This window comes from Peribacillus sp. NPDC097198, assembly GCF_044762055.1.
Taxonomy (GTDB): Bacteria; Bacillota; Bacilli; order Bacillales; family DSM-1321; genus Peribacillus.
In genome coordinates, this window is the sequence record NZ_JBIWDO010000005.1 from 156103 (window position 1) to 170215 (window position 14113).

Below are 14113 nucleotides of genomic sequence, written 5' to 3' on the forward strand. Positions count from 1 at the left end.
AAGATGTTCAAAAAAGTATTGATTGCTAACCGAGGTGCAATTGCTGCACGAATCGTTCGAACATTAAAGAAAATGAATGTACAATCTGTCGTCGTTTATACAACGGCCGATCAGGACAATACGTATGTAGCTGAGGCAGACGAAGCCATTTTCATCGGCGATGGGCCTGCAAAAGAGAGCTATTTAAATGCGGATTTAATTTTAGAAAAGGCACGTGCCGTTGGTGCTGAAGCGATTCATCCAGGCTATGGCTTTTTAAGTGAAAATGCCGCATTTGCACGTGATTGTATGGCGAGTGGCATTGCTTTTGTAGGACCTAAACCTGAACAAATCGAACAATTTGGCTTAAAGCACTCAGCACGTCAACTTGCAAAAGAAGCGCAAGTACCGTTACTGCCCGGTACGCATTTGATTGAGGATTTAGAAGAAGCACTAGCATCCTCTACAAGGATTGGCTATCCAGTGATCTTAAAAAGTACGGCTGGTGGCGGTGGCATTGGCATGAAAGTGTGTGAGGATGAGCAAGCATTGCGTGAGGCGTTTGAAGCAGTGACGCATTTAGCAGAGAAGAACTTCAATAATGGTGGTGTATTTGTTGAAAAATATATTGCAAGTGCACGCCATGTAGAAGTGCAGGTCTTTGGTACAGAGACGGAAATTGTGGCATTGGGCGAACGGGATTGCTCATTGCAGCGCCGCAACCAAAAAGTAGTGGAAGAGACACCCGCACCTCTATTGAATGAAGCGGTTCGTGAAAAGATGTTGGAAGCTTCCATACGTTTAGCGAAACTAGTGGGCTATCGTAGTGCTGGTACGGTGGAATATTTATACGATCCTGTGAGTGATCAGTTTTATTTCTTGGAAGTGAACACGCGTTTACAAGTAGAGCATGGTGTGACGGAAGAAGTCACAGGTGTAGATTTAGTGGAATGGATGATTAAAGAGGCAGCCGGGGAGTTGGCGAATCTTTCCACACTAATATCATCGCCACAAGGTCATAGCATGCAAGTTCGCATTTATGCTGAAGATTGTTTTAACCAGTTTCAGCCAAGTGTCGGGACGATAGATGATATCGTATGGCCAGCGGGTGTCCGCATCGAAACTGGCATCCAAAAAGGCGGTTCCATCTCAACGTATTATGATCCAATGGTTGCCAAAGTGATTGTCCATGCCGATACGCGTGAGGATGCCATTACAAAGTTACAGCAAGCATTATCTGAAATGCGTGTATATGGTGTGACGACAAACCTGCAATATTTAGAGCAAGTATTAATGGAAGAATCGGTGCGGTCAGGGGCCGTTTATACGAAGCTATTGGAATCTTTTTTACCAGAGGAAGCAAGTATTGAAGTGTTAGATGGTGGCATTCAAACGACGGTACAAGATTTTCCGGGGCGAACAGGACATTGGAACGTCGGAGTGCCGCCATGTGGTCCGATGGATAGCTATGCATTCCGCATCGGCAATCAGTTACTTGGCAATGCCTTCGATGCACCAGGCTTAGAGTTGACACTGCGTGGCGGTAGTTATCGCTTCCGTGCACCGATGACTATTTGTTTAACAGGGGCCGATATGCAAGCGACGCTCGATGGGGTGCCAGTTGCACGTTACGAAACGATTCAAGTAGCTGCGCAACAAGTACTGTCACTAGAAGAGGCCGAAGAAGGCATGCGCAGTTACTTGCTCGTGGCAGGGGGACTTGATATGCCGAAGTATCTAGGCAGTGCCTCGACATTTACGCTTGGTGGATTTGGCGGACATAATGGCCGGCCACTACATACAGGTGATGTGTTACGCGTCAATGCGGCAGAACCCGTTGTACCGCGCGCCTTACCAGCTGAAGCTCAGCAACACTATACACATGAGTGGGAAATTGGCGTTATTGCTGGACCTCATTGCACGAAGGAATATTTAGAAGCGGCCTACTTAGAAGAGCTGACGGCAACCAACTTTGAAGTGCATTTTAATAGCTCCCGGACAGGGGTGCGGCTCATTGGTCCCACACCGAAGTGGACACGTAAAGATGGAGGCGAGGCAGGCTTGCATCCATCGAATATTCACGACAATGCCTATGCGATTGGTACCCTGGATTTAACAGGTGATATGCCGATTTTATTAGGCCCGGATGGACCGAGCCTCGGCGGTTTTGTTTGTCCAGTGACGACGGCTTCGGCAGAGTTTTGGAAGATCGGTCAGTTGCACGCGGGTGATACGGTACGCTTTAAATTATTATCAGTAGACGAAGCCAATGCTCTACGTAAAAATCAAGAGCAATTTTTAGAGGAATTAACGGTCACATCGTTTGAAGAGATGAACGATGTAAAATATATGGAACAAGCTGATCCAGAAACGGCGATTCTATTCAGAAGCGAGAAAGGCCGCTTCCCGATGGTTATCCGTGCAGATGGGGATGAAAATTTGCTTGTGGAATATGGCGATATGGTTCTGGATTTACTATTGCGTTTCCAAGCCCATCTGTTAATGGAGGCGATTAAAGAGCGCACTGATATTCCAGTGATTGACCTCACACCAGGTATCCGCTCCCTGCAAGTGCATATTGATTCAACGAAAATGACGCTAATGGAATTATGCCGTATTATAGACGAGCTAAATCAAGCATTACCTGTGTTGGAAGAAGTTGAGGTACCTTCGCGAATCGTCCATTTACCCTTGTCATGGGACGATCCTTCGACACAATTAGCCATCGAGCGTTATCAAAAAAATGTCCGCCCGGATGCACCTTGGTGTCCGAGTAATATCGAATTCATCCGCCGTATGAACGGTCTTGGAGCAATTGATGATGTTCGTCGTATCGTGTTTGATGCCAATTATTTAGTGATGGGGCTTGGCGATGTATATCTTGGGGCACCCGTTGCCACACCACTCGATCCGCGGCACCGTCTCGTAACGACAAAGTACAATCCTGCGCGGACATGGACGCCTGAAAATGCAGTTGGGATTGGTGGCGCATATATGTGCGTATATGGCATGGAAGGACCTGGTGGCTATCAATTCGTTGGCCGTACGGTCCAAATGTGGAATCGCCTTAGAGCAACAAAAAGTTTTACAGAAGGAAAGCCATGGTTATTACGCTTCTTCGATCAAATTCGCTTCTATCCAGTAGCAGAAGAAGAATTAGGAATAAAACGCCAACAATTTTTACGTGGTCAATTTGAGGTCAAGATTGAAGAGACAACATTCAAACTCCGTGACTATATCAGATTTTTGGAAGAGGTTAAAGTCGAAACGCAAAGCTTTAAACAAACTCAACAGCAAGCGTTTGATACAGAGCGTGAGCGTTGGCGCGACCTTGGATTAGACGAATATGTAGCAGAGCATCATGAAGCGGTGAATGTCGATAGCGATGTGCCCGAAAATAGCGAGGCCATCCGCTGTACATTACCGGGGAGCATATGGAAAGTACTTGTTGAAGCAGGCATGTATGTAAGAAAAGGGGATGTATTGCTAGTTGAAGAAAGTATGAAAATGGAGTTTCCGCAGGTTGCCCCATTTGATGGCATAGTGAAACAAATTTATGTTTCTCCTGGAGACGAAGTACAAGCCAATCAATTAATGGTAGCCCTAGAACCCATAGAAGTGGAGGTAAAAGATGATGAATCCATTATTATCTATCAATAATTTACAACAAGCTTATGCAGATGGTAGCTTGACGCCACGGCAAGTAGTCACCGATATTTTACAGCGTGTGGAAGACTATACGGCGAGTACGGTATTTATTGTTCCCCCGACATGGGAACGACTGACGCCTTATGTTGAAAAATTGGAACGAGTCAATATGCAGGACTTTCCGTTATATGGAATTCCATTTGTCATTAAGGATAATATTGATTGGGTTGATGTCGACACAACTGCGGCTTGCCCAACCTATGCCTATACACCTACTGAAAGTGCGACTGTTGTCCAACGTTTAATTGATGCTGGTGCGATTCCAATTGGCAAAACCAATTTAGACCAGTTTGCAACGGGGCTGATTGGCACGCGTAGTCCATATGGTGTCGTGAAGAACGCCTTGAACGAAGAACTGATCAGCGGGGGCTCCAGCTCTGGTTCGGCAGTCGCAGTGGCACTAGGATTTGCGAGCTTTGGTCTTGGTACAGATACAGCGGGTTCGGGTCGCGTACCAGCCGCATTAAATGAGTTGTATGGTTTGAAACCAAGTCTAGGTGCTTGGCCCGTGAAAGGTGTAGTACCGGCATGCGAAAGTTTAGATTGTGTGACGGTGTTTGCGACTGAACTGCAAGATGTCTATTCAGTAGATGCCGTTGTGCGCGGGGAAGGTGCAGCTGATATCTGGAGCCGTACCGTACCATTAGCCCCCGCTGCAAATCCATCTGTTGTGTGTTTGCCGAAAAACGACTTAACGTTTTTTGGCCCATATGCGCAGGAATATGAAGCGGCCTGGAATCGCACGGTGCAACGTCTGGAAAATGGGAACGCGCCGATCCGTTATATAGATGTGACGTACTTACAAGAAGCGGCAGCCATTTTATACGACGGTCCATGGATTGCGGAGCGCTGGTCTGCGATTGGGGATTTTGTAGAGGAGCATCCTGATGAAATCTTCGATGTTACGCGCCAACTACTACGTGAAAGCGAAAATCAAACGTATCGTGCCACTGAGCTATTTCAGGCAATGCATCGTCTACAAGCATTAAAGAAACGTGCGATGCTAGATTTAGAGAACGCGGTGCTTGTTTTGCCAACAACAGGTGGTACGTGGACGATTCAACAGGCAAAAGAAGACCCGATTTCCACAAATCAACAATTGGGCTTGTATACGAATCATTGCAATTTGCTCGATTTGGCAGCGATTGCTGTTCCGGCAGATCATGCAACCACAAACGTTCCTTTTGGCATTACACTTTTTAGCCGCTTCGATGAAGAACATTTATTAAAAGGACTGGCCACTACTATTGAGCGTGGCAACACAATTCCCGTTGCCGTATGCGGACTTCATATGCGTGGCTTTGCATTAGAGCATCAAATGCTAGAATGCCAAGCTACCTTTGCCTATCAAACAACAACAGCCTCTACCTATCGATTATATCAACTAGCTACACAGCCAGCTAAACCTGGGTTAGTTCGGTGTGCAGATGGTTTTGCCATAGAAGTTGAGGTATGGGATATGCCAATTGCACAGCTCGGTGCCTTCATGCAACGGATTCCTGCACCGCTTGGAATGGGAAAAGTCCAGCTAGCAAACGGTCTTGAAGTTCTTGGTTTTATTTGTGAGCCAGATGCAATCGAGCAAGCATTGGATATTTCTTATACCGGTGGGTGGCGTTATTTAGAAACGACATCGATTGAATAAGTAGTGGAACTCTGTAATGTTGGGAACAATAACGAATCTGACTGGTGAGTTGTAGTTAGAATTTGAATAATGAAGGAAATACCTATATATTTATCACTGAGTCACATATGCGACATAGGCTATTTTTAGAAAAGCTCGGAGGAGAATATTATGAAAACGATTAGTACAGAACAAGAATATCGTGAACAAATCAAACAAGATGAATTAACGGTCGGGATTTTCACGACAACATGGTGCCCGGACTGCAAGCGTCTGGATATGTTCATCGGTGACATCACAGCAGAACATCAAGACAAGAATTGGTTCACCATCGATAAAGACGAATTCCCGGAAATCGCAGAAGAACAGACTGTCATGGGAATCCCTTCATTATTGGTATTCAAGAATGGTGAAAAAATCGCCCACCTGCACAGTGCGAACGCTAAAACTCCTGATCAAGTGAATGAGTTTTTAAATAACCTATAATAATAAGCACGGAACCTACCCTCGCATGATGTCATGTGGGGGTTATTTTTCGTTTATGTGAATAGGATTAAATAGTTACGCAGTATACAAAATTTCAGACATTCAACAAGCCACCGATCTGGCGATTGGGAGCTAAAGATTCGATTCAAGATATAGTCGATGTAACGAATTAAAATGTCCCCCACTAAAGGGGCATTTTTCTTTTGTTTATAACTCCTCAATTTTTTTGAAGAGATCGGTGTAAAGTTGATCTATGTTCTTTTTATCGTCTAAATAAAAGTACCAAGCATCCTCTTTATTTACATGATCATCATGCAAATAAATGGTCGTATGAGAACCATTCGTTAAAGAATCATGGGCCGTTTCATAAGTAAGGCCCTCCGTTATAAAGGGATCGTGCTTTTTACTAGAATCGAAGAAGACAATCGGAATGTCTGAACTTCTATAAACGTTCACAAATTTATCGTCTGATGCTTCTTCAAAAACGTCGGGTGCTAACAGAACGGCATCAAAGTCAGCTTCGATTCTTGCAATATCTTTACTTAATTTGTCTAATGATAGCGATTTAACAGAAATACTATTATTTTTAAATTCAGGTGTTTCGCCAATTACTGCAATGTTCAAAGGTGCTCCATCGTACTTCACCTCACTATTCGAACAAGCAGCCAATACTGCTACTACGCTTAAAAAAAGGATGATCTTTTTCATATGCAACCTCCTTATTAATGGAAATCTTTTTTTCTTTCCTCAACTTATTATTCTACAAATATTTTCAAAAACCTTGCTTACATAACATTCCTTTTTGAAGGATAAAGTATATTCCTGAAAATCCTATCATTTCAATTATGTTACATAAATATTAATTATTTTACTATTAGATTAAGAGAACTTAACAATAGATAGAAACTTAGTAGAATGCACAATTATGTCATAAAAATAGTTTTAATTACCTATACCAGAATACTATTTTTAACCGATATTTAAATTAATGTAATAAAAATAATACTTTAGTAGGGAGAATGATATGAAGAAGTTACTTATACCAACGTTCTGTTTCGCAGTATTGAGTACTGTTGCTTTTGAAGAACATATATCTGCAGCTCCACTATCAGCCGAACAAAAAACGATAGAAACGATAAAATATGTGAATGTGAGCTCAGGGTCGCTGAATATGCGAAAAAGCGGTAAGGAAAGCGCAACCGTTGTGGCGAAGCTAAGTAAAGGCACGAAGGTAACGGTGTATTCGGAATCCAAGGGATGGGCTAAGGTCAAGGCAAATGGAAAAGAAGGATACGTGAGTACCACTTACCTTTCCACAAAAAAGCCAGGAGCGGTTAAGCAAGCAGTGACTGCCAACGTCAAAACGACGACAAAATACGTGAATGTGAGTTCAGGCTCGCTGAATATGCGGAAAAGCGGATCCGCGAGCGCGAAAATTGTCACGACGCTAAGCAAGGGTACCAAAGTAACGGTGTACTCGGAGTCAAAAGGCTGGGCAAAGATCAAAGCGAACAATAAGGAAGGCTATGTGAATACAACCTACCTTTCGACAAAGAAGCCAGGAGCGGTTAAGCAAGCAGTGACTGCCAACGTCAAAACGACGACAAAATACGTGAATGTGAGCTCAGGGTCGCTGAATATGCGGAAAAGTGGTTCCGCGAGCGCGAAAATTGTCACGACGCTAAGCAAGGGCACGAAGGTAACGGTGTACTCGGAGTCAAAAGGCTGGGCGAAAATCAAAGCGAACAATAAGGAAGGCTATGTGAATACAACCTACCTTTCCACAAAGAAACCCGCCACGGCAACAAAGGCTTCCACCACCGTTAAAACGACGACAAAATACGTGAATGTGAGCTCAGGTACGCTGAATATGCGGAAAAGTGGATCCGCGAGCGCGAAAATTGTCACGGAATTAACCAAAGGCACTAAAGTCACGGTGTATTCAGAGTCAAAAGGCTGGGCGAAGATCAAAGCGAACAATAAGGAAGGCTATGTGAATACAGCCTACCTTTCCACAACGAAACCAGTCACGGCCAAACCAGCGTCCACTCCGGTTAAGACGACGACAAAATACGTGAATGTGAGCTCAGGTACGCTGAATATGCGGAAAAGTGGATCCGCGAGCGCGAAAATAGTCACGGAATTAACCAAAGGCACTAAAGTCACGGTGTATTCAGAGTCAAAAGGCTGGGCGAAGATCAAAGCGAACAATAAGGAAGGCTATGTGAATACGGCCTATCTTTCCACAACGAAACCAGTCACGGCCAAACCAGCGTCCACTCCGGTTAAGACGACGACAAAATACGTGAATGTAAGTTCAGGTACGCTGAATATGAGGAAAAGTGGTTCCGCAAGCGCGGCAATCGTCACCGAGCTAACGAAAGGGACGAAGGTAACGGTGTATTCGGAGTCCAATGGCTGGGCAAAAATCAAGGCGAACAATAAGGAAGGTTATGTGAATACAAAATATCTTTCAACGACCAAACCGACTTCAATAGAGGAAAAGCCGGAACCTACCCCTCCAATTGAAGAAAACACGCTCATTAAATTCGTGAAGGTGAACGATGGATCTAATCTCAACATGCGATCCGCAGCCTCAACGTCTGCCTCTATCGTGGCAATGCTTGCCAATAATACGGCGGTAACGGTGTATTCTGAATCTGATGGTTGGGCAAAGGTTTCAGCAAATGGGAAAACGGGATATGTGAGCTCACAGTATTTAGTTAACACAGCTGCAGAAACTCCAGGCAATGCTCCTGGAACGGTCATTAAGAATTATACAGATTATGGCCTGACGATCGACAAGATGGTAGATTTGCAGATGGCCGTCAATGCCCAAACGGATAAAAGTTACCAAACCTACATACGTGAAGACGGTATTATTTTGACCTCTTCCACGAAAGGTACGGTCAATGGATCGGGCTGGCGAGTACGAGGAGGAGCTGGTCCGGATAACTGGGTAGTCGGTTCGGTCAGCAATAATCAGTCTCTTACAATCAAATCGAAGGTGAAAGGCTCTGACGGTTATTACTGGTATGAAGTCGATATCAATAAAACCTGGGTCAATGCGAGTCCAGAAGATGTGAAATATCATCTGAATCCAGATAATTTCGTGGATGATCCAGTTAACTCTTTTCAATTTGTTAAACTCTCTCAAAGTGCGAACCTAAATGCTGCCGAAGTGAATAGTAGAATCCTATCCGGCAAAGGGATTTTAGAAGGACAAGCAGCCACCTTCATGACGGCAGGGGATAAATATGGAGTCAATGATATTTATCTTATTTCACACGCATTATTGGAAACGGGCAAAGGGACTTCACCATTAGCAACAGGCGTTATGGTGAATGGAAAGACGGTCTATAATATGTATGGAATCGGCGCGTATGATGGAACGGCAGTAAGTAGCGGCGCGCAGTATGCCTATAATGCAGGTTGGTTCACTCCGGAAGCGGCCATCATTGGTGGTGCAGAATTCATCGCCAAAGGGTATATCTCCACAGGTCAGGACACCTTATATAAAATGAGATGGAATCCTGCTGGGGCTAGCAGTTATGGATATGCCACACACCAATATGCAACAGATATCGGCTGGGCCGTGAAGCAAGTAAAACAGATTTATAATCTGTATAGTTTATTAGATTCCTATAATCTAAACATTGAAATTCCAAAATATAAATAATATCGTAAAAACCACATGATTAGGTTCATGTGGTTTTTACGATATATAGCTTATTTCAACATGTATCTTCGGAAAGGCAATTTTATCTTCGAAATCTTCTCATATATCTTCGGAAAGAGCGGTTATATCTTCTGATTTTGCCATTATATCGATTTTTCGAAAAAATTCTTCAGTATTATAAGTAGGAAAAGGTTCAGGTATCACGCTTGGCCTGAACCTTTTACCTATCCACCTTCAGTCCAATATCGTCTCTCTTAAATAAAATATACTAGAATTTACGGACGAAGACGGAAACCCCGAAAACTCCCAAACAGGTATTCGAAACCCTTACAAAATCATTTGATAGTAGACAATTTACAGCTTTCCGGTAGGACTTACCTGTTGATAGCTTGCAGGAATCAGCGTTTCCGATGACTGTAGCTTCTACAATTGTACGAGAAGAGTGAGGCCTTAAAGGATTTCTTTCCCATAGTATCGTCACTACATCAGGAGGTCTAGGAATGGACACAGAATCAGACATGTAATTCACCTCTTTTCTACTGGTTTATATAGTTAATGCGACTTCGGACAAGTTAGCTTATCGATTTGTCATGTTTTTTTAATAAAAGGCTCAAGGATACCCATATAAAATTGGTAGTCATGAGGGATGCCTGGAAGGATTATTTTGTTTTTTAGAGAAATATTATGTAGAAAGCTGAAGAGAGAAATTGATAGAAAAAAATATTCGAATGTATACAGGGGGAATTAGATGCAAAAAAAAGCGAACCGGAAATTATACAGTTTATGGACAGGTGAGTTGACGGCAACGGTCCTTTTTGCCGTTTTGTGGTTGTTATTCATTCAGCAACAGAAATGGGAGGATCCTTACTTGATTTCATTTCCCCCTATCTATGCCTTTGTTGTGCTGGAGTTCATCCTGCTTCAAGGGAGCCTCTATTGGTTTCTGAAATGGAAACAAGCGAAGCAAAAGAAGTTCGTCGGGCTGCCTTCTGCTCCACTACGTATTTTCCGTGCGTTTAAAAAGATTAATATGGTTCTGATCTTGATAGGATTACTCGTAGCCGTTTATCAATTCATCTTTTTTTCGGTCGGTCATTATTGGTTCATCTTTCTTTATGCATTCGCCATCATTGAACATATCAATTACTACCATATCAGGCTTTCCTATCAGACTCCGGAAGAGTTAAAGGAGTTCTTTCATCAAAAGAAATTTCGTCCTTCCATCCTGGCAAAGGAATTGGCTATGTTAAGAAGGTGAGGAGAACATGGACAAGCAACAAGTAACAACTAAAAAAACATTCGTTGAGAGTTTATTAGATAGTGTTTCGATGATTCTACTTATCATGATGTTTGTATACATATTTTTAAAGTGGCCGGTTCTACCGAATAGCATCCCTATGAGTTTTGATCCATCGGGTGCCGTATCCCAATGGGGAGATAAGAAAAGCATTTTAGGTCTGCCATTAATCGGGCTATTGGCTTTTGGTGTGTTTAGCCTTGTTGAAAGGTATCCTGATTCCATCAACTTACGAATCTATAAAAGTGAAGATAAAGACAAGGAGGTAACGTACAATAGGCTGATGGTGAATATCATCAAAACGGGCATCGTCATTTGTCTGCTTCTTGCTAACTGGAGGATCATGGAAGCGGTTCTATAATAGGTACAGATTAAACGGGTGATTCTTCATGAAGAGGAATCGCTTTTTTACTATAGAGATTTTTATGGCAGAGGGAGCTGGATTTTGTAAAATGATGTAGAAAGATGCTAGAGAACAACATTTGTCAAGTTATAAAAATGTCAATATTGTGTAAAAAATCATGGATTTGATATAAATTTGGAATATTCTGTTGTATTATAGGTTATACACATATCTAGAAAAATGGATTTGTGATAATGGGATATGCTGAGATTTTCTGTTTTATGAAAGCATGTTTTGCCTTGAGTCCTCGGTGGGCATGCTAATAAAACCTTATTTCGGCATAGAAAAAGAATGGGGAGGAATTATTTTATATGGGGAAAAAGAAAATGATTCAATTTGCGTCAGCCACCGTACTGGCCGCATCAACTATCGTCGCAGTGGCACCGGTGCCAACGGATGCTGCAACAACAAGCTTAAACAGTAAAATCAAGATAGCGAAGGCCACCATCAAAAAGCCATTCGACACGTACTTCTACTCTTCTAAACTCGCTTCCGTAACCACCATCAAGAAACAAACCAAAGCTGCAAAACAGGCGAAAAAAGACATAACCGCTACGATTAAAAAATCAACCTTAACGAAAAAACAAAAAGATGAAAAACTAAAGGAAATCAAGGCCTATGATAAATACATAACACGGGCAGAGGGTTATGTGAAAGGCTATCAAAAGGCGGAAAAGGCTAAGGTAGCCCATGATAAAGCACTTAAGTCTCTGACGAATTCCGTTATCGCCCAAAAACCGACGGAGGTTAAGAAAAAATATAACGCACTGGATGCAGCTGTGAAAAAGACCGAAAAGGACATTAAAGATACCGTGTACGGCGCCAAGATTGAAGCCCTTCTATACGATAAGTTCACCAAAGGAACGAAAAAATCCTTAAACGGGGATCTTAAAGTGCCGTACTACTATGATAAGGCCGAGTATTGGATCGCAAAAGGGGACTTGAAAACAGCTGCCAAACGGATGGACGCCGTTTCAGGCCAGTTGAAAAAGGTAAGCAAAACATCCAAACTCGGTAAGGCCATTCATGCTTACGCGAAGAAAGTCAACGGAAAATATGAAGCGGCCCTGAATGCAGAAAAGAAATATGCCGAAAAGAAAAAAGCAGTAGAAAAGAAAGTAAGTGCGTACGAAAAGCTGGCAAAGGGACCACTTAAGACGAAAGCACAGATCAACGCGGCTAAACAAGCGAAAGCGGCTATTGATTTAACTGGAATCAATAAAGCGGATAAGAAGGCTTTCCAAGCAAGGATTGCAGCAGCAGATAAGTTGGTTGCAACAGCTGAAGAAGGGCTTCAATTCACCCTATCTTTGATGCATACGAATGACACGCATGCTCATTTGGATAACGTGGCCAAACGGGTGACTGCCGTTAAGGAAGTAAGGGAAAGTAAGCCAAAGGCGCTTTTGATCGATGCCGGTGATGTATTCTCAGGAACTTTGTATTTTAATGAGTTCAAGGGTCAGGCTGATCTACAATTCATGAACTTAATGAAATATGACGTGATGACATTCGGAAATCATGAGTTTGATTTAGGGTCAAGTGAAGAAGGCCATCAAGCCTTGGCAGACTTTATTAAAGGCGCCAAGTTCCCATTTGTCAGTTCGAATGTAGACTTTTCCAAAGACGATAAATTTAAAGGGTTATTCTCGGATCTATATTCGAGTGAACCTGAACAAGGGAAGATCTATAACGGCATCGTAAAGGAAATCGATGGTGAGAAGGTCGGGTTCTTTGGCCTGACGACAGAAGAAACGAAAGACATTTCAAGCCCTGACAGCATCGTATTCGAGAACTATCTGGAAGAAGCAGAAAAGGCCGTGAAAGCTTTCGAAGGCATGGGCGTGAATAAAATCGTCGCCATCTCCCATCTTGGGTATGATGACAATGCCGAATATGATAATGATTTAACGCTGGCGTCTAAGGTAAAAGGGATTGATGTGATCGTCGGTGGACATAGCCATACACAGTTAGACGGTCCAGTTGTGATCAGTGAGGATGAAAAAGGACAAACGAAAGACCCGACTGTCGTTGTCCAAGCTTATCAATATAGTGATTATCTAGGTACGCTCGATGTTGAATTTGATAGTAAAGGGAAAATCATTGGACAAGCAGGTCAATTGATCAAGCTTGCCGACAAACAGGATGATGCGGAAGCTGCTAAAAAGTTGGCAACATACTCTGAGAAGATTAAAAAGCTAAAAGAAACCAACACGGGAGCAATCGCAGTGAAGGCGATGGAAAGCCTACGTGATACAGGCGACGTCACGAAACCAAGTGTCCGTAAAAATGAAACGGAATTGGGGAACCTGATTACCGATGCCATGCTGACGAAAGCAAAAGAATATAATAAAGACACGGTCATCGCCTTCCAAAATGGTGGAGGTATCCGAGCCGGTATCGATGAAGGTGACATCACATTAGGGGATATCCTTACCGTTTTACCGTTTGGCAATACACTGGCGACGATGAAGCTAACTGGTGCGGAAATAACGCAAGCATTGGAACATAGCGTGAGCCAAGCACCGAGAGAGAGTGGCGGTTTCCTACATGTATCTGGCATGAAATTCACATATGACAGCACAAAGGATGTGGGGCAACGCGTACAAAAGGTTGAAGTGAAAGGACAAGATGGAACGTATAGCGAATTGGATAAAACCAAGCAATATACAGTAGCCACCAATGCCTTTACAGCCAAGGGTGGAGATGGCTTTACAGTCTTTGCAAAAGCCTATGCAGAAGGAAGAGTGACGGACATCGGCCTTCCTGATTGGGAGAACCTTGCGGATTATGTAAGCCAGTTAAAAACAGTCAACCCAACCATCGAGGGACGGATTAAGGACGTTTCTGGGATTACTCCAAATCCCTGATACAGGGAGGGCGATGCCACTTTAGATGTCACGAATCTTTCTTCCTTTAAAAATGTAGTAGTTAAAG

At 43.1% G+C, this 14113-nt stretch carries 9 protein-coding genes; 7 read left to right on the forward strand and 2 right to left on the reverse strand.

Features of this window, described 5'->3' with window-relative positions:
• The first annotated feature begins 3 nt into the window (after window positions 1-3).
• From uca to ACIQXQ_RS10800, 3 genes are all read left to right on the forward strand, one after another.
• Complete coding sequence (uca, locus tag ACIQXQ_RS10790; protein WP_402957291.1) at window positions 4-3639, forward strand: urea carboxylase; 3636 nt, start codon at window positions 4-6, stop codon at window positions 3637-3639.
• On the forward strand, window positions 3611-5332 hold the full coding sequence (locus tag ACIQXQ_RS10795) for an allophanate hydrolase (RefSeq protein WP_402957293.1): 1722 nt from the start codon (window positions 3611-3613) through the stop codon (window positions 5330-5332). The genes uca and ACIQXQ_RS10795 overlap by 29 nt, the downstream gene beginning before the upstream one ends.
• 150 nt (window positions 5333-5482) lie before the next feature.
• On the forward strand, window positions 5483-5797 hold the full coding sequence (locus tag ACIQXQ_RS10800; protein ID WP_402874112.1) for a thioredoxin family protein: 315 nt from the start codon (window positions 5483-5485) through the stop codon (window positions 5795-5797).
• 207 nt (window positions 5798-6004) lie between these two features.
• Here ACIQXQ_RS10800 and ACIQXQ_RS10805 read toward each other — a convergent pair whose 3' ends face one another.
• Window positions 6005-6505, reverse strand: coding sequence for a membrane lipoprotein lipid attachment site-containing protein (locus tag ACIQXQ_RS10805; protein ID WP_402874114.1), 501 nt, complete (start codon window positions 6503-6505; stop codon window positions 6005-6007).
• A 316-nt stretch (window positions 6506-6821) separates the two neighbouring features.
• Between ACIQXQ_RS10805 and ACIQXQ_RS10810 the strand changes: the two genes are divergently transcribed.
• Window positions 6822-9476 (forward strand): SH3 domain-containing protein, encoded by a 2655-nt coding sequence (locus tag ACIQXQ_RS10810; RefSeq protein ID WP_402957295.1) that lies wholly within the window; start codon window positions 6822-6824, stop codon window positions 9474-9476.
• A 268-nt stretch (window positions 9477-9744) separates the two neighbouring features.
• On the opposite strand, the gene ACIQXQ_RS10815 is transcribed toward ACIQXQ_RS10810, so the two are convergent.
• The gene (locus ACIQXQ_RS10815; RefSeq protein WP_402874120.1) at window positions 9745-9996 is read right to left on the reverse strand and encodes a hypothetical protein; all 252 of its coding nucleotides are present in this window, start codon (window positions 9994-9996) and stop codon (window positions 9745-9747) included.
• Between the two features lie 228 nt (window positions 9997-10224).
• On the opposite strand from ACIQXQ_RS10815, the gene ACIQXQ_RS10820 reads away from it, so the two are divergent.
• The 3 genes from ACIQXQ_RS10820 (at window position 10225) to ACIQXQ_RS10830 (ending at window position 14046) form a co-directional block, all read left to right on the forward strand.
• Entirely contained in the window at window positions 10225-10734 is a 510-nt protein-coding gene (locus ACIQXQ_RS10820) for a hypothetical protein (RefSeq protein WP_402957297.1), read from the forward strand.
• Window positions 10735-10741: 7 nt separating this feature from the next.
• Window positions 10742-11134: a DUF1648 domain-containing protein gene (locus tag ACIQXQ_RS10825; protein ID WP_402957299.1), complete on the forward strand. Its 393-nt coding sequence runs from the start codon at window positions 10742-10744 to the stop codon at window positions 11132-11134.
• Window positions 11135-11487: 353 nt separating this feature from the next.
• A complete protein-coding gene (locus ACIQXQ_RS10830) occupies window positions 11488-14046 on the forward strand; it encodes a bifunctional metallophosphatase/5'-nucleotidase (RefSeq protein WP_402957301.1) in 2559 nt (852 codons plus the stop codon).
• The last annotated feature ends 67 nt before the right edge of the window (window positions 14047-14113 follow it).

Coding starts and splice junctions, on each gene's coding strand:
- ACIQXQ_RS10825 (WP_402957299.1), top strand. CDS start 10,742: ATGGACAAGCAACAAGTAACAACTAAAAAAACATTCGTTGAGAGTTTA.
- uca (WP_402957291.1), top strand. CDS start 4: ATGTTCAAAAAAGTATTGATTGCTAACCGAGGTGCAATTGCTGCACGA.
- ACIQXQ_RS10815 (WP_402874120.1), bottom strand. CDS start 9,996: ATGTCTGATTCTGTGTCCATTCCTAGACCTCCTGATGTAGTGACGATA.
- ACIQXQ_RS10820 (WP_402957297.1), top strand. CDS start 10,225: ATGCAAAAAAAAGCGAACCGGAAATTATACAGTTTATGGACAGGTGAG.
- ACIQXQ_RS10805 (WP_402874114.1), bottom strand. CDS start 6,505: ATGAAAAAGATCATCCTTTTTTTAAGCGTAGTAGCAGTATTGGCTGCT.
- ACIQXQ_RS10800 (WP_402874112.1), top strand. CDS start 5,483: ATGAAAACGATTAGTACAGAACAAGAATATCGTGAACAAATCAAACAA.
- ACIQXQ_RS10830 (WP_402957301.1), top strand. CDS start 11,488: ATGGGGAAAAAGAAAATGATTCAATTTGCGTCAGCCACCGTACTGGCC.
- ACIQXQ_RS10795 (WP_402957293.1), top strand. CDS start 3,611: ATGATGAATCCATTATTATCTATCAATAATTTACAACAAGCTTATGCA.
- ACIQXQ_RS10810 (WP_402957295.1), top strand. CDS start 6,822: ATGAAGAAGTTACTTATACCAACGTTCTGTTTCGCAGTATTGAGTACT.